The sequence below is a fragment of the Bradyrhizobium nitroreducens genome (assembly GCF_002776695.1).
GTDB classification, from domain to species: Bacteria; Pseudomonadota; Alphaproteobacteria; order Rhizobiales; family Xanthobacteraceae; genus Bradyrhizobium; species Bradyrhizobium nitroreducens.
On the sequence record NZ_LFJC01000003.1, the window covers coordinates 7,612,162 to 7,637,641 of the forward strand.

27 protein-coding genes are annotated in these 25,480 nt (G+C 64.9%); 18 read left to right on the top strand and 9 right to left on the bottom strand.

Features of this window, described 5'->3' with window-relative positions; all coding sequences use genetic code 11:
* Positions 1-20: 20 nt before the first annotated feature.
* On the bottom strand, positions 21-1,217 hold the full coding sequence (locus tag TSA1_RS36010) for an amidohydrolase family protein (protein WP_100180459.1): 1,197 nt from the start codon (positions 1,215-1,217) through the stop codon (positions 21-23).
* A 157-nt stretch (positions 1,218-1,374) separates the two neighbouring features.
* Between TSA1_RS36010 and TSA1_RS36015 the strand changes: the two genes are divergently transcribed.
* From TSA1_RS36015 to TSA1_RS36025, 3 genes are all read left to right on the top strand, one after another.
* Entirely contained in the window at positions 1,375-2,148 is a 774-nt protein-coding gene (locus TSA1_RS36015) for a ferredoxin--NADP reductase (protein ID WP_100180460.1), read from the top strand.
* Positions 2,149-2,253: 105 nt separating this feature from the next.
* Positions 2,254-2,577, top strand: coding sequence for a hypothetical protein (locus TSA1_RS36020; RefSeq protein ID WP_100180461.1), 324 nt, complete (start codon positions 2,254-2,256; stop codon positions 2,575-2,577).
* Positions 2,578-2,684: 107 nt separating this feature from the next.
* Positions 2,685-3,956 carry a cytochrome P450 gene (locus TSA1_RS36025; RefSeq protein WP_100180462.1) on the top strand — a complete coding sequence of 424 codons (1,272 nt, stop codon included), beginning with the start codon at positions 2,685-2,687 and terminating at the stop codon, positions 3,954-3,956.
* A 27-nt stretch (positions 3,957-3,983) separates the two neighbouring features.
* On the opposite strand, the gene TSA1_RS36030 is transcribed toward TSA1_RS36025, so the two are convergent.
* A complete protein-coding gene (locus tag TSA1_RS36030; protein WP_100180463.1) occupies positions 3,984-5,234 on the bottom strand; it encodes a DUF763 domain-containing protein in 1,251 nt (416 codons plus the stop codon).
* 128 nt (positions 5,235-5,362) lie between these two features.
* Between TSA1_RS36030 and TSA1_RS36035 the strand changes: the two genes are divergently transcribed.
* The gene (locus tag TSA1_RS36035; protein ID WP_100180464.1) at positions 5,363-6,505 is read left to right on the top strand and encodes a mechanosensitive ion channel family protein; all 1,143 of its coding nucleotides are present in this window, start codon (positions 5,363-5,365) and stop codon (positions 6,503-6,505) included.
* Positions 6,506-6,517: 12 nt separating this feature from the next.
* Here the strand turns inward: TSA1_RS36035 and TSA1_RS36040 are convergent, their stop codons facing one another.
* The 3 genes from TSA1_RS36040 to TSA1_RS36050 form a co-directional block, all read right to left on the bottom strand.
* Positions 6,518-7,438, bottom strand: a complete 921-nt coding sequence (locus TSA1_RS36040; protein ID WP_100180465.1) for a PepSY domain-containing protein — start codon at positions 7,436-7,438, stop codon at positions 6,518-6,520.
* A gap of 179 nt (positions 7,439-7,617) precedes the next feature.
* Positions 7,618-8,418 (bottom strand): ABC transporter substrate-binding protein, encoded by an 801-nt coding sequence (locus TSA1_RS36045; RefSeq protein WP_100180466.1) that lies wholly within the window; start codon positions 8,416-8,418, stop codon positions 7,618-7,620.
* 7 nt (positions 8,419-8,425) lie between these two features.
* Positions 8,426-9,406: a tripartite tricarboxylate transporter substrate binding protein gene (locus TSA1_RS36050; protein WP_100180467.1), complete on the bottom strand. Its 981-nt coding sequence runs from the start codon at positions 9,404-9,406 to the stop codon at positions 8,426-8,428.
* A gap of 116 nt (positions 9,407-9,522) precedes the next feature.
* Here TSA1_RS36050 and TSA1_RS36055 point away from each other — a divergent pair, with 116 nt between their 5' ends.
* The 8 genes from TSA1_RS36055 (at position 9,523) to TSA1_RS36090 (ending at position 16,708) form a co-directional block, all read left to right on the top strand.
* Positions 9,523-10,233 (top strand): TetR/AcrR family transcriptional regulator, encoded by a 711-nt coding sequence (locus TSA1_RS36055; protein WP_100180468.1) that lies wholly within the window; start codon positions 9,523-9,525, stop codon positions 10,231-10,233.
* A gap of 75 nt (positions 10,234-10,308) precedes the next feature.
* A complete protein-coding gene (locus TSA1_RS36060; protein ID WP_100180469.1) occupies positions 10,309-11,262 on the top strand; it encodes an amidohydrolase family protein in 954 nt (317 codons plus the stop codon).
* The gene (locus tag TSA1_RS36065) at positions 11,262-12,146 is read left to right on the top strand and encodes an amidohydrolase family protein (RefSeq protein WP_100180470.1); all 885 of its coding nucleotides are present in this window, start codon (positions 11,262-11,264) and stop codon (positions 12,144-12,146) included. The genes TSA1_RS36060 and TSA1_RS36065 overlap by 1 nt, the downstream gene beginning before the upstream one ends.
* The gene (gene dctA / locus TSA1_RS36070) at positions 12,143-13,444 is read left to right on the top strand and encodes a C4-dicarboxylate transporter DctA (RefSeq protein WP_100180471.1); all 1,302 of its coding nucleotides are present in this window, start codon (positions 12,143-12,145) and stop codon (positions 13,442-13,444) included. The genes TSA1_RS36065 and dctA overlap by 4 nt, the downstream gene beginning before the upstream one ends.
* Before the next feature lie 66 nt (positions 13,445-13,510).
* Entirely contained in the window at positions 13,511-14,224 is a 714-nt protein-coding gene (locus TSA1_RS36075) for a PIG-L deacetylase family protein (RefSeq protein ID WP_100180472.1), read from the top strand.
* Positions 14,221-14,904: a 4-carboxy-4-hydroxy-2-oxoadipate aldolase/oxaloacetate decarboxylase gene (locus TSA1_RS36080; protein WP_100180473.1), complete on the top strand. Its 684-nt coding sequence runs from the start codon at positions 14,221-14,223 to the stop codon at positions 14,902-14,904. Before TSA1_RS36075 ends, TSA1_RS36080 begins: the two co-directional genes overlap by 4 nt.
* Before the next feature lie 20 nt (positions 14,905-14,924).
* Positions 14,925-15,794, top strand: coding sequence for a substrate-binding domain-containing protein (locus TSA1_RS36085; protein WP_100180474.1), 870 nt, complete (start codon positions 14,925-14,927; stop codon positions 15,792-15,794).
* Positions 15,791-16,708 (top strand): DUF1932 domain-containing protein, encoded by a 918-nt coding sequence (locus tag TSA1_RS36090; RefSeq protein WP_174719371.1) that lies wholly within the window; start codon positions 15,791-15,793, stop codon positions 16,706-16,708. The genes TSA1_RS36085 and TSA1_RS36090 overlap by 4 nt, the downstream gene beginning before the upstream one ends.
* Before the next feature lie 16 nt (positions 16,709-16,724).
* On the opposite strand, the gene TSA1_RS36095 is transcribed toward TSA1_RS36090, so the two are convergent.
* The 3 genes from TSA1_RS36095 to TSA1_RS36105 form a co-directional block, all read right to left on the bottom strand.
* Complete coding sequence (locus TSA1_RS36095; protein WP_100181532.1) at positions 16,725-17,045, bottom strand: hypothetical protein; 321 nt, start codon at positions 17,043-17,045, stop codon at positions 16,725-16,727.
* A gap of 156 nt (positions 17,046-17,201) precedes the next feature.
* The gene (locus tag TSA1_RS36100) at positions 17,202-17,471 is read right to left on the bottom strand and encodes a hypothetical protein (protein WP_100180476.1); all 270 of its coding nucleotides are present in this window, start codon (positions 17,469-17,471) and stop codon (positions 17,202-17,204) included.
* A gap of 17 nt (positions 17,472-17,488) precedes the next feature.
* Positions 17,489-18,730 carry an amidohydrolase family protein gene (locus TSA1_RS36105; protein ID WP_100180477.1) on the bottom strand — a complete coding sequence of 414 codons (1,242 nt, stop codon included), beginning with the start codon at positions 18,728-18,730 and terminating at the stop codon, positions 17,489-17,491.
* A gap of 150 nt (positions 18,731-18,880) precedes the next feature.
* Between TSA1_RS36105 and TSA1_RS36110 the strand changes: the two genes are divergently transcribed.
* Positions 18,881-19,297 (top strand): nuclear transport factor 2-like protein, encoded by a 417-nt coding sequence (locus tag TSA1_RS36110; RefSeq protein ID WP_100180478.1) that lies wholly within the window; start codon positions 18,881-18,883, stop codon positions 19,295-19,297.
* On the opposite strand, the gene TSA1_RS36115 is transcribed toward TSA1_RS36110, so the two are convergent.
* Positions 19,294-20,052 carry a GntR family transcriptional regulator gene (locus TSA1_RS36115; protein ID WP_100180479.1) on the bottom strand — a complete coding sequence of 253 codons (759 nt, stop codon included), beginning with the start codon at positions 20,050-20,052 and terminating at the stop codon, positions 19,294-19,296. The genes TSA1_RS36110 and TSA1_RS36115 overlap by 4 nt on opposite strands.
* 195 nt (positions 20,053-20,247) lie before the next feature.
* Between TSA1_RS36115 and TSA1_RS36120 the strand changes: the two genes are divergently transcribed.
* From TSA1_RS36120 to TSA1_RS36140, 5 genes are all read left to right on the top strand, one after another.
* Positions 20,248-21,105: an ABC transporter ATP-binding protein gene (locus tag TSA1_RS36120; RefSeq protein WP_245448497.1), complete on the top strand. Its 858-nt coding sequence runs from the start codon at positions 20,248-20,250 to the stop codon at positions 21,103-21,105.
* Entirely contained in the window at positions 21,105-21,881 is a 777-nt protein-coding gene (locus TSA1_RS36125) for an ABC transporter permease (RefSeq protein ID WP_100180481.1), read from the top strand. Before TSA1_RS36120 ends, TSA1_RS36125 begins: the two co-directional genes overlap by 1 nt.
* Positions 21,882-21,921: 40 nt before the next feature.
* Positions 21,922-22,947 carry an ABC transporter substrate-binding protein gene (locus TSA1_RS36130; RefSeq protein ID WP_100180482.1) on the top strand — a complete coding sequence of 342 codons (1,026 nt, stop codon included), beginning with the start codon at positions 21,922-21,924 and terminating at the stop codon, positions 22,945-22,947.
* A gap of 16 nt (positions 22,948-22,963) precedes the next feature.
* Entirely contained in the window at positions 22,964-24,403 is a 1,440-nt protein-coding gene (locus tag TSA1_RS36135; RefSeq protein ID WP_100180483.1) for an amidohydrolase family protein, read from the top strand.
* Between the two features lie 146 nt (positions 24,404-24,549).
* On the top strand, positions 24,550-25,458 hold the full coding sequence (locus TSA1_RS36140) for an amino acid ABC transporter substrate-binding protein (protein ID WP_100180484.1): 909 nt from the start codon (positions 24,550-24,552) through the stop codon (positions 25,456-25,458).
* Positions 25,459-25,480 lie beyond the last annotated feature (22 nt).

Below are 25,480 nucleotides of genomic sequence, written 5' to 3' on the forward strand. Positions count from 1 at the left end.
GGCGAGCCGCTCCGGCTGCGTCACTTCGCCACCACCTCCGGCACCTTGCCGGCCGGCGGGGTGTTGCGGCTGCGCTGGGTGCGCACGATGCCGTCGATGATGGTCATGCCGATGCCGGGGAGGTCGCCGAGCTGCACGCTCTCCAGGATGTTCTTGCCGGGCGAATGCTGGGCCTTGTCCATGATGACGAAGTCGGCGGAACGGCCGACCTCGATCAGGCCGCAATCGAGCTCGCGCATCCGTGCGGTGTTGCCGGTGGCGAGACAGAACGCGATCTCGGCCGGCAGCTCGCCGAGCGAGGACAGCATCGAGACCATGCGCAGGATGCCGAGCGGCTGCACGCCGGAGCCGGCGGGGGCGTCGGTGCCGAGGATGACGCGGTGCAGGTCGCCCATCTCGCGCGCTGTGCGCAGGGTGAACAGTGCCGAGCGCTCGTTGCCGTTGTGCACCAGCTCGAGGCCGCGCTTGCAGCCCTCGCAAATGCAGCGGATCTGGTCGTCGGGCAGGGCGGTGTGGCCGCCGTTGATGTGACCGACCACGTCGGTGTCGGCCTCCAGCACCACGTCCTTGTCGATCAGGCCGGAGCCGGGGATCGAGGGGCCGCCGGTGTGGATCGTGCTCTGGATGCCGTATTTGCGCGCCCAGCCGACCATCTTGCGTGCGGTCGGACCGTCCTTGACACCGCCGAGGCCGACCTCGCCGAGCAGCTTGACGCCGTTGGCGGCCATCTCCTTGAAGTCTTCCTCGACCATTTCGCATTCGATCACCGGCGCGCCGGCATGAACCTTCACGCCGCCGGGACGCAGGGTCCAGAATGCGCGCTGGGCGAATACGGCCATCGCCTTCAGGCCGACGACGTCGCGGGGGCGGCCGGGCATGTGCACTTCGCCCGCGGAGATCATGGTGGTGACGCCGCCATGGAGATAGCTGTCGATCCAGTTGATCTGGTTCTGGCGCGGTGTCCAGTCGCCCGCGACGGGGTGGACATGGCTGTCGATCAGGCCCGGCGCCACCGTGGTGCCCTGGGCGTCGACGATGGTGGTCGCGCCTTCGATGTCGACGTCCTTGAAGCGGCCGATCGCGGTGATCTTGCCGTTCTCGGCGACGATGGTGTCGCCGTCCAGGATCGGCTTTTCCAGGGCGCCGGACAGGATCAGGCCGATATTCCGGATCACGAGCTTCGAGGGTCCGGTGGCCTGGGGTGCGTCATGCGCCATGGAAGGGGCTCCTTATTCCTAACTGCAACGCTGTCGATCTTGGGCAGCCTTGACCCCGGGATCAAGCAGGATTATTCATTAGTGTACGAATGATCGTGTACAAACGACGCATAGCTGACCGCCTCGGAACCGCAAGCGAGCGACACGGAAGGGTGAGATGAGCAATTTCAACCAGGAAAGCGTTTTGAGCGTCCACCATTGGACCGACACGCTGTTCTCCTTCAAGACCACCCGCAGCCCGACCTTCCGCTTCCGCAACGGCGAATTCACCATGATCGGGCTCAAGGTCGGCGAGAAGCCGCTGCTGCGGGCCTACAGTGTCGCCAGCGCCAACTACGAGGACACCCTCGAGTTCTTCTCGATCAAGGTGCCGGACGGTCCGCTGACCTCGCGCCTTCAGCACTTGAAGGAAGGCGACGAGATCATCGTCAGCCGCAAGGCCACCGGCACGCTGGTCATCGACAATCTGGAAGAGGGGCGCAACCTCTATTTGATCGGCACCGGGACCGGCCTTGCGCCGTTCCTGAGCGTGATCAAGGACCCCGAGACCTATGAGCGGTTCGAGAAGGTCGTGCTCCTGCACGGCTGCCGTCACGTGAAGGAGCTCGCCTATGGCGAGATGATCACCGAGCATCTGCCGAAGGACGAACTGCTCGGCGAGTACATCCAGAACCAGCTGATCTACTACCCGACCGTGACCCGCGATCCCTTCCGCAACCGCGGCCGCATCACCGACCTCATCACTTCGGGCAAGCTGTTCAGCGACATCGGCCTGCCGGTGCTGGAAGCCGCCCATGACCGCGTCATGATCTGCGGCAGCCCGGCGCTGGTGGCGGACACCCGCGTGCTGCTGGGCGAGCGCGGCTTTGTCGAGGGCAATCACGGCGAGCCGGCCCAATTCGTGGTCGAAAAGGCCTTCGCCGAACGCTAAGTCGGTCCTCTTGCGCAATAAGACCGCATTTTCGCCGCCTGCCGGGCGTTGCGGCGCCGATTCGGCGCTTGATACACTGTGGGAGCGAATCAGCGGAGTTCCCACATGGTTGCGGACAGCGACAGCCACATCGCCTGGCACCGGGTTCAGTTGAAGAAGAACCGCGCCGAGTTGAAGGCGGTGGAGACCGCGCGCTTCACGATCGGCGAAATCGCTTCGTCGAAGCGGAACGGCCAGACCCTGAAGACCATCGCGGAACTCAAGCGCAAGATCGTGCAGTCGGAGCGCGTGATCGCCGATCATGACAAGCGCACACGTCGTCCGCTCGCGACGGACCTGCAGAGCCTCAGCAACGGCAGCTGGAGCCATTGGGACGCCTACACGCAACAGCAGCGCAAGACCGGACAGCGCCCGCCGGGACGCGGCTAGGCGGGTTTCGAGCGTCCGTTCTCGCGAGACGATAGCGGTTCCGGCCCTTGCGCGAGCCGCGCCGCGTCCCATCTGCCTGAAGCGCCACCAATCACACCGGTGATCCCATGACACCGCGCCTCGATTTCACCAGCGAGGCCTTCTTTCGCGATCCGCCCAAGGCGATCGCGGCATTGCGCATGTCCGGCCCCGTGGTCGCGACGCGATTTCCTCTCGTCGGCGATGTCTGGATCACGACCACGCATGACGCGACCGCAGCGGTCCTGAAGGACAGCACGACCTTCACGCTGCGCAAGGATGATGGCGACGTCGCCGGCTTGCGCTGGTGGATGCCGCGATACGTCAGGACCATCGCCAACAACATGCTGACGATGGACGAGCCGGACCATACCAGGCTGCGCGGCATCGTGGACGAGGCCTTTCGCCGCCGCGCGATCGTCGCGATGGAGCCTCGCATCCGCGCCATCGCCGACGAACTAGCCGGCGAGCTGTTCGTGACCGGAAATCCGGCCGATCTCGTCCAGCGCTACGCGCGTATCCTGCCGCTCGCGGTGATCTCCGAACTGCTGGGCCTGCCACAGACCGACCGTCCGAGATTCATCGCCTGGGCCAACGAGATGTCCTCGCTGACCAATGTCGTCAGCTTCTTCCGCCTGCTGTTCGCGTTCCGAAAGATGCGCGCCTATCTCGCGCGACAATTGCAGATCGCGCGCGAAAGGGGCGGCGAGGGCCTGATTGCCGAATTGATCCAGGTCGAGCGCGAGGGCGGCGAGATCACGCCGGATGAGATGGTCTCGATGGTGTTCCTGCTGCTGGCCGCCGGCTCCGAGACGACCACGCATCTCATCAGCGGGTCGGCCTACGAGCTGCTCAGAAATCCGGGCTTGCGCGATTGGCTGGAGCAGGACTGGAGCCGCGTCGGACTTGCCGTGGAGGAGTTCCTGCGCTTCGTCTCGCCGGTGCAGTTCTCCAAACCGCGCTATGTGCGGCGGGATATCGATGTCGAGGGCGCGCGCCTCAAGAAGGGCGATCGCGTCATGGTGATGCTCGCCGCGGCCAATATGGATCCGGCGATGCATGATCGCCCTGACAGCCTCGATCTCGAACGCAAGCCGAACCGTCACATGTCGTTCGGAACGGGAATCCATTTCTGCCTCGGCCATCAGCTCGCCCGCATCGAAGGTGCCTGCGCGCTGGAAGCGCTATTCGTGCGCTGGCCGAAACTCGGACTGGCCGTCGATCCCGCCGACGTTCACTGGCGCAAGCGACCGGGCTTGCGCGCGATCGCGATGCTTCCCGTGACGGCCGAGGGGCGGGGAACAAGGGCAACTGCGCGCAGCGAAGCGAGCATCGACCGTTCGCTGACTGTGGCGAGCTGAACACGACAGGCCTTGGCGGACCGGTGTTCAGCCGGTCCGCTTTTTTGTTTCCGCCAGATCGCGCTCCCAGCCGAACACCGAGCGGCCGTCGAGATCGGGCGAGGCGGCGCGTTCACCCGCGATGTAGGTCTCGACGGAAGGACCGCGCGCGGTTCGCTCCAGCCGCCGCGCCTGATCGTCGAGCCGCTTCATCGCCTGCAGCTCTTCCTCGCGCCCGAGCTTTGCGTTCTGGATCGCGCCCTTCAGCACGCGGATGGTCTCGTCATAGACCTTGATCGGGACGGGGTAGGGATGCCGGTCCTTGCCGCCATGGGCGAGCGAGAATCGCGCGGGGTCCGTGAAGCGGTAGGGCGCGCCATGCACGACTTCCGCGACCATCGCCAGCGACCGCACGGTACGGGCGCCGACGCCCGGCGTCAGCAACAGCTCCGGGAAATCGACCGGGCCGCGCTCGGCTGCCGCCGCGAGCGTGCCGTGCAGGCGGCGCGCGAATACGTCCTTCGGCCTGACGTCGTGATGCGCGGGCATGATCAGATGCGGCAGCATGGCCTGCGCCGGCTCCGGCGCGGTCCCGATCAGCCGTTCGAATTCGCAGACGATGCGATCGGGGCCGAGATCCTCCAGGAGATCGAGCTGCACGGTGCGCGAGATCTCGGCGCGATGGTCGGTGAGATTGACGATCTCACCCTGCTGGGGGCCGTCGATCGCGCTATGCGGCGTATCGACGAAACTCTTCAGCGCCTCGGAATGCCAGTGATAGCGTCGTGCCTGCCGCTTGTCCCCGTTCATGCCCTGCTGCACCACCGTCCATTTGCCGTCGGCGGTGACGAAGAAGCCGTGGAGATAGAGATCGAAGCCGTCCTGCACGGCCGCGCTGTCGACCTTCGCCACCAGCCGGCTGGCGCGGGTGAGTTTCGCGCCGTCGAAGCCGACGCGGTCGCCGAGCTGCATCAGCTCGTCCGGCGTCTTGCGCGAGTGCTGGCCGCGGCCGCCGCAGACGTAAATCCCGAGCTCGTCCTGGAGAGGCCCGAGCCCGCGCTTCAGTGCGCCGATCACCGAGGTCGTGATCCCCGAGGAGTGCCAGTCCATTCCCATCACGGCGCCGAACGACTGGAACCAGAAGGGATGGGACAGCCGCTGCAGAAATGCATCGCGGCCGTAATGATGCACGATCGCCTGTGTGACGATCGCCCCGAGTGAAGCCATGCGGCTGGCCAGCCAGGGCGGAACCCGGCCGGTGTGCAAGGGAAGATCGGCGCTGCCGCTACGTCGAGTCATGAATGCAGTGACATTAGCGCAGTCCGGCGACGGTTGCACCAGCGGAATGCTGCGTTGCACGGGGCGGGGGAGCGAAGCCCGCCGGGAGGCGTTGAGCCCGCTATGTGAATGCAACCTCGGGGACAGGAATGAACTGGCAGGCCCTCATGGCCGAGATCGATGGGATGCTCGGTTGGATACCGTCGTGGTTTGTCGGCCTCAGCCTCGTCGTCGGCGCCATCCTGCTTGCACAGTTCGCCTATCGGCTTGCGATGTGGCTGCTCACTCGCGCCTTCGGAGCCCGGCTTCCGCTGCTGAGCGTCTTCATCGACCGGACGGCAGGGCCCGCGCGACTGGCTCTTTGTCTGGCGGCCGTTGCGCTGGTGTTGCCGCTCGCGCCGCTCGACGACACGATCCGCACACCGCTGATGCGCCTGTTCGTCGTGGCCTTCATCGCCCTGATCGGGTGGATCTCGATCCGGATCGTCGATATGAGCGCGGCGCGCTATCTGCAGAATTTCCGCGATGTCTCCGAGAACTTCGTCGCGCGCAAGCACGTCACGCAGGTCCGCGTGTTCAAGCGTGTCACCGACACGATCATCGTCATCATCACGGTGTCGACCGCGCTGATGACGTTCGACTCGGTGAGGCAATACGGGGTCAGCCTGTTCGCCTCCGCCGGCGCGGCCGGTATCATCGTCGGTCTTGCTGCCCGGCCCCTGCTGAGCAATCTGATCGCCGGCCTGCAGATCGCGATCACCCAGCCGATCCGGATCGAGGACGCCGTGATCATCGAGAACGAGTGGGGCTGGGTCGAGGACATCGCCTCGACCTATGTGGTGATCCGGCTGTGGGACTGGCGCCGCATGGTGGTGCCACTGTCCTATTTCATCGAGAAGCCATTCCAGAACTGGACCCGCGACACCGCTTCGCTGATCGGCGTGATCGCGCTCCACGTCGATTACCGTGCCGACGTCCCGCGCATCCGGCGCTGGCTGGAGGACGCCGTGAAGCAGTCCAAGCTCTGGGACGGGGCCGTGGTCAACCTTCAGGTGATCGACGCGGATTCGCGCACCATCGAGCTGCGGGCGCTGGTCAGCGCGCGGAACGCGCCGCAATCCTGGGACCTGCGCTGCGAGATCAGGGAGAGGCTCGTCGCCTTCATTCGCGACGAGATGCCGGAGGCGCTGCCGCGCGAGCGCGCGATCCTGATCCCGTCGGCCGACGCTGACGCTGATTTCCTGCGACGGCCTGCGCCACCGGAGAAGATGAGGGCAAATGCCCGCAACTGATGCTCGACGCGATTAGCCGGCGCCGGCCACGGCCGCGTCGGCCGGTCGTCCCGCGCGGGGCCGCGGCTTGCGCAGCGTTCGCCGCGCCCAGATCAGCAGCCCGGTCGACAGCAGCGTCAGCAGCGCGATCGAGGTTACGACATTGAGCGGCGAGGCGATCATGGCCGACCAGTTTCCTTCGTGGATCAGGCGCGGCCAGTTGCGCGGCAGCGGCGTGACCTCCGCGGAGGTGATGGCATAGGCGCGCAACTCTCCGCCGTCATAAAGCCTTGCCATCATGCGGCCGCCGCGGGTGCCGATCGAGATGACGTGCGACAGCTCATGCGAGGCCGCGACCATGCGGATCGCGTCCGGCAAAGCGAGAGGGCGGCCGCCCGTGGGAGGAGCTGCCGTCTGGAAGGTCAGGCCGAACGCCATGCACAGGCCGGTCAACGGACTGAGCAGGATCAGCGGCAGCGTGAACCAGGCGGTCCCCTTGTGCCATCCCGAGAGCGTGTTGCGCAGCCGCGGCAGCCCCATGACGATGCCAAGCACCAGGACGATCACCATCGCCAGCGTGGATGCAGTCACCAGCCAGGCCTGTCCCATGAGCCTCTCGTGCGTGAAACGCGCCCAAAGGAAGATGTCCGACACGGTCGAACTCACCGATGCAGCTTCGCCGGTGGCAAGATCGATCGCAGGCACGTTCGTGCCCTGCAGCGTGATCCGCCGGCTGGCCGCGTTGATGGAAAGCCCGCGCGCCTTGCCGTCGGGATCATACCGTTTCACTAACTCGATGACACGGCCCGCATCGATCGCGCCACCGCCAATGCCACTCGTTTGCACGAGGGGCTCGACGGACAGGATCAAGCCGGTGGCCATGATCGCAAACAGCGGAAGGGCGAAGACCAGCGTGATCCAGCGATGAAGTTTCAACAATGCGGGTTTGCTCATGCGTCGTCTCTCGTGTTCGCCAGACCTTGCTCGCGCAAGGCCGTGCAAAACACAAATGACGCTTTATCCATGTTGTTGCGTTGATGTGCAGCAACAGGAATTAAAGTTCGCGGCGCGACGTGTCGACGGTATCGGCGTCGCCACACTGCCGCGCTCCAGCGCGTGGCGCGGGCGAGAGCCTACTCGCGCCTGGCCTTGGTCGCTCCGCGCAGGCCTGCCTGCTGCTGGATCGTGTCGAGCGCGCCGGAGGATTGCTCGTCCGCAACGAAGCGGTTGAGCATGATGAGAGAGTCTTCGCGCCCCTTTGGGATCGCGATTGCCATGTGCTCGAGCCCCCAATTGCCGTCGAGGATGCGCGCACCCGGCATCTGGTCGGACATCTCGAACAGCGTCGGCTTGTTGGTTGCGTAAAGATCGATCTGGCCGCGGCCGAACATGCCGATGGCGGCCTTGACGCTCTCGGCGGGGACGATGGTGGCGTTCTTGAACTTGGCGGGCAGCGTGCGCTCCGAGGTCGAGCCCTTGGTGACGCCGATCTTCACGCCTGATTTGTCGATGTCCTCGACGTTTCCGATCGGCGAGTTCGGCGGGACGAGATAGCCGAGCTCGATCGCCAGCACGGGCTGGCTGAAGCTGACGTCATTCGCGCGCGCCGGCGTGGCATTGGTCACGGTGAAATCGATTTTGCCGTCGTGAATGGCGGCGACGATATCGGCCACGCGCTCGAATTTGACGTAATCGACACCGACGCCAAGGCGCCTGGCCAGCTCGCCGCCGAGATGATAGGCGAGGCCGTGCGGCTTGCCGGCGGCATCGGTCACCATCGAGGTCGGGCTGCCCGGATAGATGCCGACGCGCAAGGTGCCGCTCGGCGCCAGCAGCTTTGCTTCGCCGTCGGCGCGCACGGGCGCGTCGGCCAGGCCGAGGAATGTAACCGCGAGCAGGGCGGTGCGCGCGAAACGTCCGGAGCAGATCTTCATGCGCGCCTCACTGCGCGCGGATGTTGGCCGCCTTCAGCACCGGCTCCCATTTGGTCGCTTCGGCATGCATGTAGGCGTCGAAATCCTTGGACGAGGAGCCCACCGGGGCAGCACCGATCTTGCCGAGCGTCGACTTCACGTTCGGATCCTGCAGCGCGGCCTTGAGGTCGGTTTCGAGCTTCGCAACGATCTCCGGCGGCATCTTGGCTGGGCCGAGGACGCCCCACCAGACCGAGACGTCATAGCCGGGCACGCCGGCCTCGGCGACGGTCGGGACATCCGGCAGCGCCTTCGAACGTTCAGCCGAGGTCACCGCGAGCGCGCGCACCGGGCCGCCTTCGAGCTGGCCGATGGCTTCGGCGAGCGGATTGATGCTGAGCGGGATCTCGCCTGATATCACCGCGGTCAGCGCCGGCGCGCCGCCCTTGTAGGGAATCGAGACGATCTTGGTACCGGACATGTATTTCAAGAGCTCGCCGGCAAGATGGGCCGAGGTGCCGTTGCCGGACATGCCATAGGAGAGCTTGTCCGGCTCCTTCTTCGCGGCGGCGAGGAGATCGCCGAGCGTCTTGTACGGGCTGTCCTTGGCGACCACGATCGCCAGCGGCGAGGACGCCACTTCCGTGATCGCAGTAAAATCCTTGAACGTGTCGTAGGGCACGCTCGGATAGATGAACTGGTTGAGCGGATGTCCGCTCGCGACCAGGATCAGCGTGTAGCCGTCGGGCGCGGCCTGCGTCAGCGCCTGCGAGGCAACGATGCCGCCGGCGCCGGGACGATTGTCGACCACCGGCTGCTGGCCCCAGGTCTTGGCCAGCGCCTGGCCCAGGGTGCGCGCAAGCACATCGACCGCGCCGCCGGCGGCGTAGGGGACGAGAATGTGGACCGGCTTGCTCGGATAAGCGTCGGCCGCCTGCGCGGCACCGCCTGCCAGCAGCAAACCGGCGCCCAGCATCACACCGCCGATCATCTTGTTCAAACCCAGCATTTCCCAGCACTCCTTGCGGGCGTTTGCGTGCTTGCGGCCGGTCTTCCGACCCGCCCGGACACCGCCCGTGGTTTTTGTTGACGAGACCTGATCTTTTGTACGATAGTACAAATCACATGGTACGCAAGCCCACCAGCAAGGAATCGGCCCGCAAGCCGAACATGCGCGAGGCGATCCTCGCCGCCGCCGAGGAGCTGTTCGCCACCAACGGCTTCAACGCCGTCTCGGTGCGCGACATCGCGCAAGCCGCCGGGGCCAATCCCGGCAGCGTGACCTATCATTTCAAGACCAAGGACGGCCTGCTGCTGGAAATCTACCGGCGTCATTGCGGGCCGATGAACCTGCGCCGTTCGGAGCTGCTGGCGGCCGCAAAGCGCGTGCGCGATCTGCAGGACCGGCTGGAGGCGATCGTGCGCGCCTATGTGGCGCCGGCCTTCACCTCGGGCAGCGACCTTGCCGGCGGCGGGGCGCGCTTCACGCGGCTGCGCGCCGTGATGTCGGCCGAGGGCAACGAGGTCGCGCGAAAGATCATCGCGCAGACCTTCGACGACACAAGCCACGCCTTCATCGACGCGATCCACGAGAGCCTGCCACACATTCCGCGCACCGACATCGTCTGGCGCAGCCACTTCCTGCTCGGCGCGCTTTATTATTCGCTGGTGACGCCGGACCGGGTCTCGCGCCTGTCGCGCGGCGAGGCCGACGGCAGCGATCCCGCCAATGCGATCGAGCAATTGGTGCAGGCCACCGTCGCCGCGTTCCAGGCGCCGGCGCTCGATCAGGCCGCGCCGGCACGGCGGCGGCCGGTCGTCAGCAGCAAGACTTGAAGAACAGCCGCCCGAGGGGAGGCGCGCAACCGCGCTTCCGCTTGCAGGCGGATGATGTGACAGGGTGTTGGAAACATGAACAGGCGGGAGTGCTTGCATCTCTTGACCGGGCTGGCCGGCGCGGTGCTCACGGGCGAGGTGCGCGCGGAAGAGCCGAAGGCGATGCCGACGATTACGCCGCCGGACCCCAATCCCAAAACGCCGTCGTTCAAGCTGCCGCCGAAATCCTGCGACAGCCATACCCACATCTTCGGGCCGGCGTCGCGCTACCCGTTCTCGGAGAAGCGGCCCTACAATACGGCCGATGCACCGCTGGAGATGTTCCGGATCGTTCATGAGAAGATCGGCGTCGAGCGCTGCGTGATTGTGAACGCGACCGTGCACGGTACCGACAATCGCGTCGTCACCGATGCCATCGCTGGAAGCGAGGGCGCCTACAAGGGCATCGCCAACGTCAACGACGAGATGACCGAGAAGGAACTGGGGGCGCTCGACAAGGCCGGTATCTGCGGCTGCCGCTTCGCCTTCCTCAAGCGCCTCGGCGGCGTCGGCGACATGAACAAGTTCCAGCGCATCGTGCATCGCGTTGCCGAACTCGGCTGGCACATCGACGTCTATTTCGAGCCGGGCACGATCGCCGAATTCGCGCCAATCCTCACTGCGCTGCCGACGCCTTATGTGATCGACCACATGGGGACGGTGCAGGCCGGGAAGGGGCTGGACGACCCCGGCTTCACCTCGCTCCTCGATCTCCAGAAGAAGGACGAGAAGTGCTGGGTCAAGATCACGGGCCTGGAGCGCGCGTCCAGCACCGGCAAACCGTTCCATGACGCCGTGCCGTTCGCGAAGGCGCTGATCGACAATGCGCCCGATCGCGTGCTCTGGGGCACCGACTGGCCGCATCCCAACGTCAAGGTCATGCCGAATGACGGCGAGATCGTCGACCTGATCCCGCTCTTCGCACCCGATGCCAAGGTCCAGCAGAAGCTGCTGGTCGACAATCCCGCGCGCCTGTTCAAGTTCACCTGATGAAGACGATGTACACGCCGACCATTCCGCCGCCCGATCCGAACACGCGCACGCCGAAGTTCAAGCTGCCGAAGCTGTCCTGCGACGCGCATTGTCACATCTTCGGGCCCGGCTCGAAATATCCTTACGCGCCGGATCGCTCCTATACCCCGCCCGACGCACCGTTGGAGGATTTCAGGGCGCTGCACGCCAAGCTCGGCGTCCAGCGCGCCGTGATCGTCAATGCCAGCGTGCACGGCACCGACAATACGGTGGCGCTCGATGCGATTGCGCAAAGTGGCGGCGCCTACCGTGCGGTCGCCAATATCGACGACAGCATCACCGAGCGCGGGCTAGCCGTGCTGCACGAGGGCGGCTTTCGCGGCTGCCGCTTCAATTTCGTCCGCCATCTCGGCGGGGTGCCCGACAAGCGCGTGTTCGACCGCATCGTCGCGATGGTCACGCCGCTCGGCTGGCACATCGACCTGCATTTCGACGCGATCGATCTGCCCGAATATGCCGACATGCTGACCAGGCTGCCGCTCAGCTACACCATCGACCACATGGGCCGGGTGAAGGCGTCCGAGGGGCTCGACCAGTTGCCGTTCCGGATCCTGATCGAGCTGATGCAGCGCGACGAGAAGTGCTGGGTGAAGATCTGCGGTTCCGAGCGCGTGTCCTCGGCCGGTCCGCCGTTCACGGATGCGGTGCCGTTCGCGCGAAAGATCGTCGAGACCGCGCCCGATCGCATCATTTGGGGCACGGACTGGCCGCATCCCAACGTTAAAGTCATGCCGAATGACGGCGACCTCGTCGATCTCATTCCGCTGTTTGCGCCGGAACCGGAGCTTCAGCAGAAGATCCTCGTCGACAATCCGGCTCGTCTGTTCGAGTTCGACCGGTGACGGCGCTCGCGATCGACAAGCCGCGAGGGCGGGTCTGGTGGAAGGAGCTCTGGATCCAGGTGCTCATCGCCATGGCCGCGGGCATCGCGCTTGGGAGTGTCAGCCCCGAGGCCGGCGCCAAGATGCAGCCGCTCGGGGACGCCTTCATCAAGGCGATCCGGATGCTGATCGCGCCGATCATCTTCTGCACCGTCGTGCACGGCATCGCCCACATGGCCGACATGGCGCGGGTGGGACGTGTCGCGGTGAAGGCGATCGTCTATTTCGAGATCATGACTACGATAGCGCTGATCATCGGTCTTATTGCTGTCAATCTCCTTAAGCCCGGCGTCGGCATGAACATCGATCCTGCCAGCATCAATGCCGGCGCGATCGAGCCTTACGTCAAGCAGACCAGCGTCATCGGCTTCGTGCCGTTCCTGATGAACATCGTGCCGGCGACGTTCGTCGGCGCCTTTGCGGAAGGCAACATCCTCCAGGTGCTGTTCATTTCCGTGCTGTGCGGTTTCGCATTGGTGCAGCTCGGCGAGCGCGGCGCGCCGCTGGTCCACCTGATCGACATCGCCGCCAAGATGGTGTTCGCGGTGGTCGGCTTCGTGATGTGGGCGGCGCCGATCGGGGCGTTCGGCGCCATTGCCTTTACGGTCGGCAAGTTCGGCGTGGGATCACTGGCCGCGCTCGGCAAGCTGCTCGGCGGCTTTTATCTCACCTGCGTGGTCTTCATCGTCGTCGCGCTCGGACCGGTGGCCCGGCTGTGCGGCTTCTCGCTGCTCAAGCTGATCCGCTATATCTGGGAAGAGCTGCTGATCTGTATCGCCACGACGTCGTCCGAGACGGTGCTGCCGCGAATGCTGACCAAGCTGGAGAGAGCCGGCTGCGAGAAGAGCGTGGTCGGGCTCGTGATCCCGACCGGCTATTCCTTCAACCTCGACGGCACCTGCCTCTACCTCGCTGCGGCCTCGGTGTTCCTGGCGCAGGCGACCAACACGCCGTTCGGGCTCGCCGAGCAGATCGAGCTGCTGCTGATCCTGCTGGTGATGTCCAAGGGCGCGGCGGGAATCGCCGGCGCCGCCTTCGTCGTGCTGGCGGCGACGCTGTCCGCCACCGGCACCATTCCGGTGACCAGCGTCGCGCTGGTGCTGGGCATCCATCGCCTGATGTCGCAGGGGCTGACGCCGACCAATCTGATCGGGAACGCGGTCGCGACCATCGCCATTGCCAAATGGGAAGGCGCGCTCGACGCCGAGCGGTTGAAGCGCGTGCTCGACGGCGAGGAACCTGCGGCCGCAGTCGCCTGATGAATTTGCTGCCTGCATGAGGCGGGTGGCCTAAGATGCTTACGAACGAAGAGGGGAGTTCGTCCCATGAAAACAGGTCTCGTGGTCACCGCCCATCCCGGCGATTTCGTCTGGCGCGCCGGCGGCGCCATCGCGCTGCATGCGAAGAAGGGCTATCGCATGAAGATCGTCTGCCTATCCTTCGGCGAGCGTGGCGAAAGCCAGTTCGCCTGGAAGGAGAAGGGCGCGACGCTGGAATCGGTCAAGGCCGGGCGCAAGGACGAGGCGGAGCGCGCAGCCAAGCTGCTCGGCGCCGAGATCGAATTTTTCGATTGCGGCGACTATCCGCTCAAGCTGACGGAAGCGCATTTCGACCGCATGGTCGACATCTACCGCGAGCTCAATCCGAGCTTCGTGCTGACCCACGCGCTGGAAGATCCCTATAATTTCGACCATCCGAACGCGGCGCATTTCGCGCAGGAGACGCGGGTCGTCGCGCAGGCGATGGGCCACAAGCCCGGCGCGCAGTACAAATATTCGGCGCCGCCTGTGTTCCTGTTCGAGCCGCACCAGCCCGAGCAGTGCAATTACAAGCCGGACACGATCCTCAAGATCGACGAGGTCTGGAAGGAGAAGTACGAGGCGTTCCACATCCTCGCCGCGCAAAAACATCTCTGGGGCTATTACGAGCGCGTCGCCCTCAACCGCGGCATCCAGGGCAGCCGCAACACCGGCGTGCCCATGACTTATGGCGAGGCCTATCAGCGCCTGTTCCCGACGGTTGCGGAGGAACTGGCATGAAGCCGGTCGTCGTTCGCAACATCAAGCGTGCCGATCCCGCCGGCATGGCGGAGTACGGCGTCTCGACCGTGCACGAAGCCTATGGCCGGCTTGGCCTGATGAAGCCTTATCTGCGACCCGTCTGGGCGGGCGCGTCGATTGCCGGACCCGCCGTCACCGTGCTGGCGCAACCCGGCGACAATTGGATGATTCATGTCGCGGTCGAGCAGTGCAGGAAGGGCGACATCCTCGTGGTCGGCTGCACCACCGACAATACCGACGGCATGTTCGGCGAGCTGCTCGCGACCTCGCTCCAGGCCCGGGGCGTGCAGGGGCTGATCATCGACGCGGGCTGCCGCGACGTCAAAGCGCTGCACGAGATGAATTTTCCGGTGTGGTCGCGCGCGGTCTCGGCCAAGGGCACCGTGAAGGCGACGCTCGGCTCGGTCAACATCCCCGTGGTCTGCGCCGGCGTCAACGTCGATCCCGGGGATATCGTCGTGGCCGATGACGATGGCGTCGTCGTGGTGCCGAAGCGCTATGCGGGCGAAGTAGCCGAGAAGGCGAAGAAGCGCAACGCGGACGAGGGCGGCAAACGTAGGCGCCTCGCCTCGGGCGAGCTCGGCCTCGACATGTACAGCATGCGCGAGCCGTTGGCGAAGGCCGGTCTCGTCTACGTCGACAATCCCGAGGACGTCTGAGGGCGAAGCGGAGCGGGCGGATGGATCGTCTCAAGCTGAAGGCCGTGCTCGGCAATCACCCCCACGTTCAGGCGGTGAAGAGCGGCGCGCTCCGCTCCGATCTGTTCGATCTCGATTTCGTCGAATACACGCCGACCAACGCGGCGTTCAAGCCGATGGTGCGCGAGCAAGCCTTCGACGTCTGCGAGATGGCGATCGTTACCTATCTGATGGCAAAGGCGCACGGCAAGCCGCTGGTGCTGCTGCCGGCGACCATGATGGGCCGCTTCCAGCATTCCTATGCGCTGTACAATCCCGCGAGAGGAACGCTCGGACCGTCCGATCTCGAAGGCAAGCGCGTCGGCATTCGCTCGTTCACGACGACGACGGGCGCCTGGATCCGGGGCATCCTCGCCAACGACTACGGCGTCAATCTCGACAAGATCCGCTGGGTGACCTTCGAGGATCCGCATGTCGCCGAATATGTCGACACCACCGAGCGCGCGCCGAAGGACAAGAAGGTGTTGCAGATGCTGCTCGACGGCGAGCTCGATGCGGTCCTCGGCGAGACCTCCAACGATCCGAACCTGAAGCCGCTATTCCCCGATCCGGCCGCAGAGGCCGCAAAGTGGTACGCGCGGCGTGGTGTCGTCCCGGTCAACCATCTCGTGGTCGTGACCGAAAGGCTTGCGAAATCGCGCCCCGACGTGGTCGAGGGTATCTATGATCTGCTCAAGCGCAACAAGGGCCAGATGGGACCTGCGGGACATCCCGACTTCGTTCCGTTCGGAATCGAGGCCAACAGAAAGCCGCTCGAGCTGATCGTCGACTACGCCTTCCAGCAGGCGCTGATCCCGCGCCGCTATGCGGTCGACGAGCTATTCGACGAGACGACACGAGGATTGAACTGATGGCGGATCCGAAACGGTGGCAGATCGGGCTGGTCGGTTATGGCGAGGTCGGCCGGATTCTGGCCGAGGATCTGCGGCAACAGGACATCAAGGTCGCGGCCTATGACGTCAAGCTCGGGGGCGAGCAGGGCGCACCGCTGAAAGAGCATGCGGCCAAATCTGGTGTCGTGCTCGCGGCGTCTCATGCCGAGCTGACCGCGAAATCCGATTTCATCATCTCGGCCGTCACCGCAAGCCAGGCTGTTCCGGTCGCAAAGGCCTGTTCCGCAGCGATCAACCAGGGCACCTGGTTCCTCGATTTCAATTCGGCATCTCCCGGCGCCAAGCAGCGGGCTGCTGCGCTGATCGACGGCGCCGCTGGTCGCTATGTCGAGGGCGCGGTGATGACCTCGGTGCCGCCTTATCGCATCAAGGTGCCCCTGTTGCTCGGTGGTCCCGGCGCGAGGGAGCTGGAGCCGCTGCTGAACGCGATCGGCTTTGCCGCGAAGGTCGCGAGCGACGGGCTTGGGGTGTCATCGGCGGTGAAGATGTGCCGCAGCATCATGATCAAGGGTCTGGAGGCCATGGTCATCGAAAGCTTCACGACCGCGCGCGCTTATGGCGTCGAGGATGCGGTGCTGGCGTCACTCGCGGAGACGTTTCCTGCCATCAATTGGGAAAAGCAGGGCGCCTATTTCTTCCAGCGCGTGATCGAGCATGGTCGCCGCCGTGCCGAGGAGGTGCGTGAGGTCGCCGAGACCGTGCGTGAGGCGGGGCTGACGCCGTGGTCCGCGCAGGGCACGGCCGAACGTCAGGCCTGGGTGGCCGATCTGGCTGATGAAGGGTTGTTTGGCATCAGGGGCACCAAGGAGTTTGCCCGCAGCGCGGATTGGCGTACCGAGGCAGACCGGATATTGGCAAGAATCAAACGTTGACGCCGAACGCGAACGTTCAGCTTAGGACCCTGCCGTCGTCGCGATAGTTGGAGATTTCGTCCCGGGCGAGCTCGATCAGATCGACCAGGCTCTTGGCCTTGCGGACGACCTGCTCCCTGGCAGGCGCGGTGCGGAACTCGGTGACAATCATGCGGATGCACTTGTCCGCGGTATCCAGCGTCCAGAGCGCACGGGTCTTGTCGTCCTGCGTGTGGATCGCCGAGATATCGAGGCCAGATAGAACTTCGCCAATGCCGTTCAATCGCTTGACGGCGGTTTCGGCAGGTGTGCTGGCCCGGATCGATCGATAGTCGATGCTGTTGAATGCGCTGAACATATCCATAACTTCCCCAGAGAACGCAGACGGTCAGTGCGCATGTCCTAGTAGGGTTAGCAGGACCTTTCCCGCAACGCGTTGGGTTACGGTCCGGGATTTTACCGGACTCGGATTCAGCGGAGACTCGGCCGGAAAACGGTTGGAAACCTCCTGCGCTCAGCGACGTTTTCCGACGATCTTGCCGTCAGAAGCGACGAGCATACCTGCCTTGTACACAGCGCGGCCCTGCGGCACTGCGACCACCGTCGGGAACATCGGCCGCATTCGCTCGGCCGAAGTGATCTCGGCGATTCGGCCGACCTTGACGGCGGTATGGTGGCGGCCGCCGCCGTCAGAGCGCGCGTTGAGGAAGGCTTTGTCGAACGCCGTTTGGTTCCTCCGTCGATCAATTGCGGTGAGTATTGCGTACGCTGCGCGCAAGGCCAAGACGCAGCGAGGGCCGCTCAGCTCTGTGGGCGGAACAGGGTGGGCCGTTGCCGCTCGAAGGTCTGCCGGCCGCTCTTGAAGCCCATCACGATGTCAGGCAGCTCGGCGATGGCGAAGCGGCTGTCTTGCGTATCGAGCACGACGAGATCGGCGGGGTTGCCGACCTTGAGGCCGTAATCTTCGAGATTCATCAGCCGCGCCGGCAGCTCGGTGACGAGATCGAGGCAGGTGTCGAAATCGCTCACCGCGGCGTGAGCGACATTGGCGTAGAAGTTCGCCATCCGCAGCAGCGAGGCGTCGCCAAACGGCGTGAAGGGGTTGAGCACGTTGTTGGTCGCGACCGAACACACGACGCCGTCGCCCGCGAGCTTGTGGGCGAGCGTCAGCCCGCGCGGCGCGTTGTGGGTGGCTTCGCGTCCCATCAGATAGAGATCGGTCGCGGGCAGCACGGTGACGGCGATGCCTGATCGGGCCAGTTGCGCGGTGGCGGCCTGCATCCGCTGCGGCGGCAAGGCCGAGAGCTTTGTCGCATGGCCGATCGCAACGCGCCCGCCGTAATTGCGCCGCTCGGTCTGCCGGCAGACCTCGTCGAGATGCCACCAGGAGGGATCGAGATCGAAGTCGAGATGGAGATCGACATCGACGTCGTATTCTTGCGCGAGATCGAAGATGCGCGCGAGATGGGCGTTCGGATCCGCGTCCATGTAGGGACAGCCGCCGACGGCCTCGCCGCCGTCGCGCAGCGCTTGCACCAGCAGTTCGTCGCTGCCGGGGTCGTTGGTCAGGCCTTCCTGCGGAAAGACGCAGAGCGACAGGTCGATCGCCCAGGCATGGTCGCGCTTGAGCGACTTGACCGCTTCGAAGCCGCGCAGGCCGATGCGCGGGTCGATCTCGACATGGGTGCGCATCCGCGTCGTACCGTTCAGGATGGCGCGTTCGAGCACCCTGGCGCCGCGTGCGTAGACATCCTCGACCGTGAAATCCTTTTTCATTCCGGCGACCGCGCGGATTGCTTCCGAGACGCTGCCGTGATTGTGCCCGCAGCGGCCGAGCAGGCAGGCCTTGTCGAGATGAATGTGGGTGTCGACGAAGCCGGGCAGGGCAAGGTGCCCGCCGAGGTCGACCTCGACACCCTCGCAGGCAAGCCGCGGCTCCATCGCGGCGATCCGGCCGGCCTTCACGCCGATATCGACGGGTGCGGCGGATGATCGCAACAGCGCGTTGCGGAAAATCAGGTCGAAGGCGGTCTGCGCGGTCATGGCATCGAGTTCAGCTGTGATAGCCTTAGCGGAAACGGTGAGCGCGGGCAGCTCCAGATTGTGTGCAGTTCTGTGGCCAGATTGTCCAAAAAATATGCATGCACTTTTTGGGTCGAATTGTAGAATGCCGGCACCTTTGGAGGCTCCACCATGTCCGCTCCCGCAAAAGCCGACCGCCCGATGACCGACGCCGAGATCGTGGAGGCCTATCTGACGGCCTCGATGATACCCGATCCCGATGCCGCCGCGGCCTATATGAAGCCCGGCACGGTGATCACGTTCACCGGCGGGCGAGAGTTCGATCATCCGCGCGGCCCGACTGGCTTCAATGCCAGGCGCTATCGCTGGGTGAAGAAGAAGATGGACCGATTCGACGTCTGCCCCGGCGCAGACGAGACTGTCGTCTACAGCGTCGGCACGCTCTATGGCGAGTGGATCGACGGCACGCCGTTCGAAGGCAATCGCTATGTCGATCGCTTCGTCGTCAAGGGCGGGCAGATCGTGAAGATGGACGTCTGGAACGACAGCGCCGAGCGTATCCTCGTGCAGCGCGGGATCGAGGCCTAACCTCTCCGCGCCACTTTCGGCAATTTGACGACGCGGTCGCTCGTCACCTCGTCGGCATAGGGCGCGAGAATGTCGAGCAGGTCGCGGCCGCGCTGCGGCGTGGGGGCGACCAGCGCGCGATTGGCCACGGAATCCAGGTGATGGTGCATCAAGTCCATCACCTTGGCCTCGTCGCCCTTGGCCAGCGCAGAAATGATGGCGCGGTGCTCGTTGATGGCGCATTCGGTCGAATGCGGCCGGCTGTACAGCGACAGCGTCAGGCAGCAGCGATAGGCGACCTCGCTGACATAGCGCACCAGAATCGGGCTGTTCGTCATCTGCGCGAGCAGGATGTGGAATTCGGTGGCCAGGCGGATCGAGACCGCATCCGCGCCGCCGCGTGCGCCGTCCTCGGCGTCGACATGGGCATTCAGCTCCGCGATCTGCGCCTTGGTCAGCTTGCCCGCGAGCTGGCGGACGACGAGGCGTTCGAGCTCGATGCGGATGTCGAAGGCGTCGCGCGCCTCCTGCCAGCTCGGGGTCGCCACCACCGCGATGCGGTTGCGACGCAGCTCGACGAGACCCTCGGCGGCGAGTTGCCCCAGCGCGTGGCGCGCAATGGTGCGGCTGACGCCGAAGCGCTCGCCGAGGGCATCTTCGGGCAGTTTCGCGCCGGGCTCCAGCGCCTGCTCGATGATCGCACGTCGCAGCGCGCGGCAGATCACACTGACCTTGTCCGACGATTCAGAAGTCTTGCTGGTGCTGCGGGCCGCCATCGGCGAATCCTTGAGGAGGTCGAAGCCTCTCTCTAGCACAGCCTTGCGGCGATCCGGCGCCCCAATTGCATGCAGTTTGGGGGCTGGATTGCCCAAATCGAGTCCGGCCGTTTGGCGGTGCGTTCCGCCAAATCATTGATTTTAAGGGGCAGGCCGGCTGGCATCCAGCTTGCATGCACTTTGGCTGTGATGCGCATGCAACCCAACGCCCAATTCGACGGCCGGCCTGTTCCCGAAGGCGTTGCCGCAACCGCGATCGAGCTGTCCGAGGCCTCCGTGACCTTCGGGCGCGGCGACCGCGCCGTGCCGGCTCTGTCGAAGACCACGCTGAAGATCGGCGACGGCGAGTTTGTCGCACTGGTCGGCCCGTCCGGATGCGGCAAATCGACCATTTTGCGTCTGGTCAGCGGCCTGGTGCAGCCGACCAGCGGCGTCGTCATCGTCGGCGGGCGCGAGGTCGCGGCGCGGGCGATGCGGGTCGGCATGGCGTTTCAGAACCCGACCATGCTGCCGTGGATGACGATCGAGCGGAACATCATGCTGCCGCTCAAGATCGTCGAGCCGTTCCGCTCCAGCTTCCGCAGGCTCCGCAAGACCGAATTCCGCGACAAGGCCAATGCGCTGCTGGAGCAGGTCGGCCTCAAGGGATTTGGCAGCCGCTATCCCTGGCAGCTCTCCGGCGGCATGCTCCAGCGCGCCAATCTCTGCCGCGCGCTGATCCACGAGCCGCGCATGCTGCTGCTGGACGAGCCGTTCGGCGCGCTCGACCAGTTCACCCGCGAGGAGCTGTGGGCGATCCTCCAGAACCTCTGGATGACGCACAAGCCGACGGTGCTGCTGGTCACGCACGACCTGCGCGAGGCCGGCTTCCTCGCCAGCCGCATCTGCGTGATGAGCTCACGCCCCGGCCGCATCCTCGACGACAGCCGCGTCGATTTCGCCCGGCCGCGCACCGTCGCCATGACCTTCGAGCCGGATTTCGTCGCGCTGAACCAGAAGCTGCGCGCCTTCATCGAGGATGCGCGCAGCGCTAGCGAACAGGGGGCAGGCTGATGTTCGGGATCGATATCAGGCAGAAGGCGTGGTCGGCCGGACTGATCGTGCTGTTCTTCGTCGCCTGGGAATTGTTCTGCCTGATGACGGGCATGTCGGACCTCGTGCTGCCGCGGCCGTCGCAAGTGCTCGTGACGCTGGTTCAGCGCTTCCCGGTGCTGTGGCCTCACATCGTGCAGACACTCGCGACCACGATGTTCGGCTTCGTCCTGGGCGTCGCGCTCGGCGTCGCCCTCGGCGCGATCATCGGCGTGTCGAAGACGGCCTACGACACCTGCTATCCGCTGCTGATTGGCTTCTCCTCGATTCCCAAGGTCGCGGTGGTGCCGATCTTCGTGCTGTGGTTCGGATCCGGCACGGTGCCTGCGGTGCTGACGGCGCTGTCGATCTGCTTCTTTCCGATCGTCGTGAATATCGCGACGGGCCTTGCGACCACCGAGCCCGAGCTCGAGGACGTGCTGAAGGCGCTCGGCGCCAGCAAGTTCGACATCCTCTGGAATGTCGGCTTGCCCCGGACGATGCCGTTCTTCTTCGCTTCGCTGAAAGTCGCGATCTCCTACGCTTTTGTCGGCGCGGTGCTGTCGGAGACGGTCGCTTCCAACCGCGGCATCGGCAACGTCATGATGACCGCGTCCTCCAATTTCAACGTGCCGCTGGTGTTCGCGGGCCTGTTCGTGCTCGCGGGCCTCGGTGTCGCGCTCTACGTCGTGTTTTCGCTGATCGAGAGCCGCGTCACCGGCTGGGCCACGCGCAAGAACGACGTGATTGCCACCTGATTTTCTGAACCGTCACGCAACGAAGCTTGAGGAGGTCTCGATGTTGAGAAAAGTAACTGCCGCGCTGCTGGGATTGGCCCTGTCCACGGGGGCCGCGATTGCCCAGGAGACCACGATCAAGTTCACGCTGGGCTGGAAGACCCAAGGCAGCGATGCCGCCTTCTTCTACGCCAAGGATCATGGCTTGTTCAAAGAGGAGGGCCTCAACGTCGTCATCGACCAGGGCGAGGGCTCGGGTGCCACCGTGACGCGCATCATGTCCGGGGCCTACGACGCCGGCTTCGGCGACGTCAACGCCATCATCCAGAACGCCTCGACCAAGCCGCAGGAGGCGCCCGTCATGGTCTACATGATGTGGAACCAGCCGCCATTCGCGATCGTCGCCAAGAAGACCAGCGGCATCAACACCATCAAGGATTTCGAGGGCCACACCCTCGGCGGCGCGCAGGGCACGCCGACGACCCGCCTGCTGCCGGTGTTCACGCGCAAGAACGGCCTCGACGGCGAGAAGATCAAGATCTCCAACATGGCACCGAATCTCCAGGAGCCGATGCTGATCAAGGGCGATATCGACGGCGCGCTCGTCTTCAACATCACCAGCTATTTCAACCTGGTGCTGAACCGGCAGGACCCCGACAAGGACTTCAAATGGTTCTCGTTCGGTGAGTACGGTCTCGACCTCTATTCCAACGGCGTAATGGTCTCCAAGAAGTTGATCGCGTCGAACCCGAAAGCGGTCGCGGGTCTCGTGCGTGCCATCAACAAGGGCGCGATCGCGGTGGCCAAGGACCAGAACGCCGGCATGAAAGCTGCGCTGAATTACGACAATCTGATCGACGTCGCGGTCGAGAAGCGCCGGCTGCAATATTCCTTCGACAAGCTGATCGTCTCGCCGGAGATGAAGGAGATCGGTGTCGGCGACATCAAGGACGATCGCATGACGCGCGCCATCGGCATCATCGTCGAAGGCTATCAGCTCGCCCGCGCGCCGGCTACGGCCGAGGTGTTCTCGCGGGAGTTCCTGCCGCCGCGTGCCGAGCGGGAGCTGGTGTATACGGCCAACTGAGCCCGGAGAGACCGTCATGGCCACGGAGGTTTCGGCGACCAGCCTGTTCCGTGGCCCTGATCTGGGCATCCGCGACAATGTCGTGCTGCGGCACGAGGCCGGTGTCATCGCCGACATCTCGGAAGGAGCGGAGGCCGGCAGCGGCACGCGCTCCTTCGTCATTCCGGCCTTCGTCAACGCCCACGATCATGCCCGCGCCACGGCATCGTCCTTTGGCGCGGTCGGCATGCCCCTGGAAAGCTGGATCCTGCGCACCGCGCTCGGCACACCGGTCGATCCCTACCTGACCGCCGCCTCCGCGCTGGCCCGCTCGGCCAAGGCCGGCTGCGCGGCCATGATGGTGCACTACACCCGCCCGAGCGGGACGATGCCGTTGCTCGACGAAGCCAAGGCGATCGCAAGAGCGGCGTCCGCCGTCGGCATCCGCATGGCCTTTGCGCTCGCGGTGCGCGACCAGAACCCGATCGTTTATGGCGATGCCGAGCCGGCGCTCTCGGGACTTCCCGCCGACGATCGCAAGGCCATCGAAGATCTCTTCATCCGCGCGCCAATGTCGCCCAAGGCCTATATCGAGCTGACCGACGCCATTGCCGCCGCCATCGCCGGCCCGATGATCGACGTGCAGTTCGGACCCGCCGGCGTGCAATGGTGCTCGAAGCCGCTGTTGGAGGCGGTTGCCGAGAATTCGGCGCGGACGGGCCGGCGCATTCACATGCATCTGCTGGAGACCGTGTATCAGCGCGCCTGGGCCGACCAGAACTTTCCGGACATGGTGCGCTGGCTTCGCGATACTGGTTTCCTTTCGGAGCGGCTGACGCTGGCGCACTGCATCCACGCCCGCCCCGACGAGCTGGAGATGATCGCTGCGTCGGGTGCGCGCATCGTCACCAATTTCAGCTCGAACATGCATCTGCGCTCGGGCCTCGCCCCGATCGCCGCCGCACACAAATGCGGCTGCGCCATCGCGGTCGGCGTCGACGGGCTGGCGCTGGACGAGGACGACGACATCCTGCGCGAGATGCGGCTGGTGCAGATGGCCCATGGCGGCCTGGGATTCAAGGCGACATGGACACCGACCGAGCTGTTCTCCCTGGCCATCCGCAATGGGCGCCGTGCCACCGGGGCGCCCGGGAGCGGGGAGCTCGTCGCCGGCAACCCGGCCGACTATGTCGTGATCGACCTCGATCGGCTCGACCGCGACCGGATCATGCCTGTCGATCCCATGACGCTGCTGTTTGCGCGCGGCAACACTTCGCTGGTCAAGCAGGTCGTCGTTTCAGGCAGGACGATCGTCGGCGACGGGGCGTGTACCGGCGTTGACCTGCCGGCCATCGAGCAGGAATTGCGGGCGATGTACCGCGCCAATGTCGGCAAGCTCGACGGTTTCAAGCGGATGTGGCCGGCCCTGTCGGAGCGGGTCGGCGGCTGGTTCGAGCAACAGCTCACCTGCGACTAAGGCGGGAAGCGGCGTCGCCTTGGTCTGGCCGATACAAAACCGCGATAGCTGATCAGCGGAACCTCGTCTGGCGATCGGTGCTGCTCTGGGCTATCACACGCGCGGCTGTGCGCTGGCACGGCCGACACCTATTCAAGGAGCTCCCGATGCGTCTTCCTACCCTTTTTCTGGCCGTCACATGCCTTGCGGGCACAGCTTCGGCTGAAGATCTCACCGGCACGCTCCAGAAAATCAAGGAGACCAAGAAGATCACGCTCGGCTATCAGGAAGCGTCCGTCCCGTTCAGCTATCTCGACGGCAACCAGAAGCCGGTCGGCTTTGCCATGGACATCTGCCTCAAAATCGTCGATGCCGTGAAGAAGCAACTCAATATGCCCGACATCGCCGTCGACACGCTTGCCGTGACCTCGTCGAACCGGATTCCCTTGATGGTCAACGGCACGCTCGATCTGCACTGCTCGGCGACCACGAACAACGCCGACCGCCAGAAGCAGGTCGCCTTCACCAATACGCACTTCCTCAGCGCAACGCGGTTCGCCGCCAAGAAGGCCGCGAAGATCAACACCATCGACGACCTCAGGGGCAAGGCGGTCACGGCCGTGGCCGGCTCGGTCAACCTGACGCAACTCGCCAAGGTCAATACGGACCGCAATCTCGGCATCAACATCATGCCGGCGAAGGACCAGGCCGAGGCTTTCCTGCTCCTGGAAACCGACCGCGCCCAGGCCTACGCGCTCGACGACGTGCAGCTCGCGGTCGCGATCGCGCGCTCCAAGGAGCCGCAAGCCTTCATGATCAGCGAGGAGGCGTTCTCGAAGCCGGAGCCTTACGGCATCATGCTGCGCCGCGAGGATGCCCCGTTCAAGGCGCTCGCCGATCGCGCGACCGCGGAGCTCTATGCGAGCCCGGAGATCGAGGTGCTCTACAAGAAATGGCTGCAATCGCCGACGCCGCCGAATGGTCTCAACTACAACGTCCCGATGTCGGCCGCCCTGCGGAATGCCTTCAAGAAGCCGAGTTCGAGCGCGGATCCGGATGTGTACGTGGCGAATTGAGCCGAGGGCGCAAGGTCGCCGT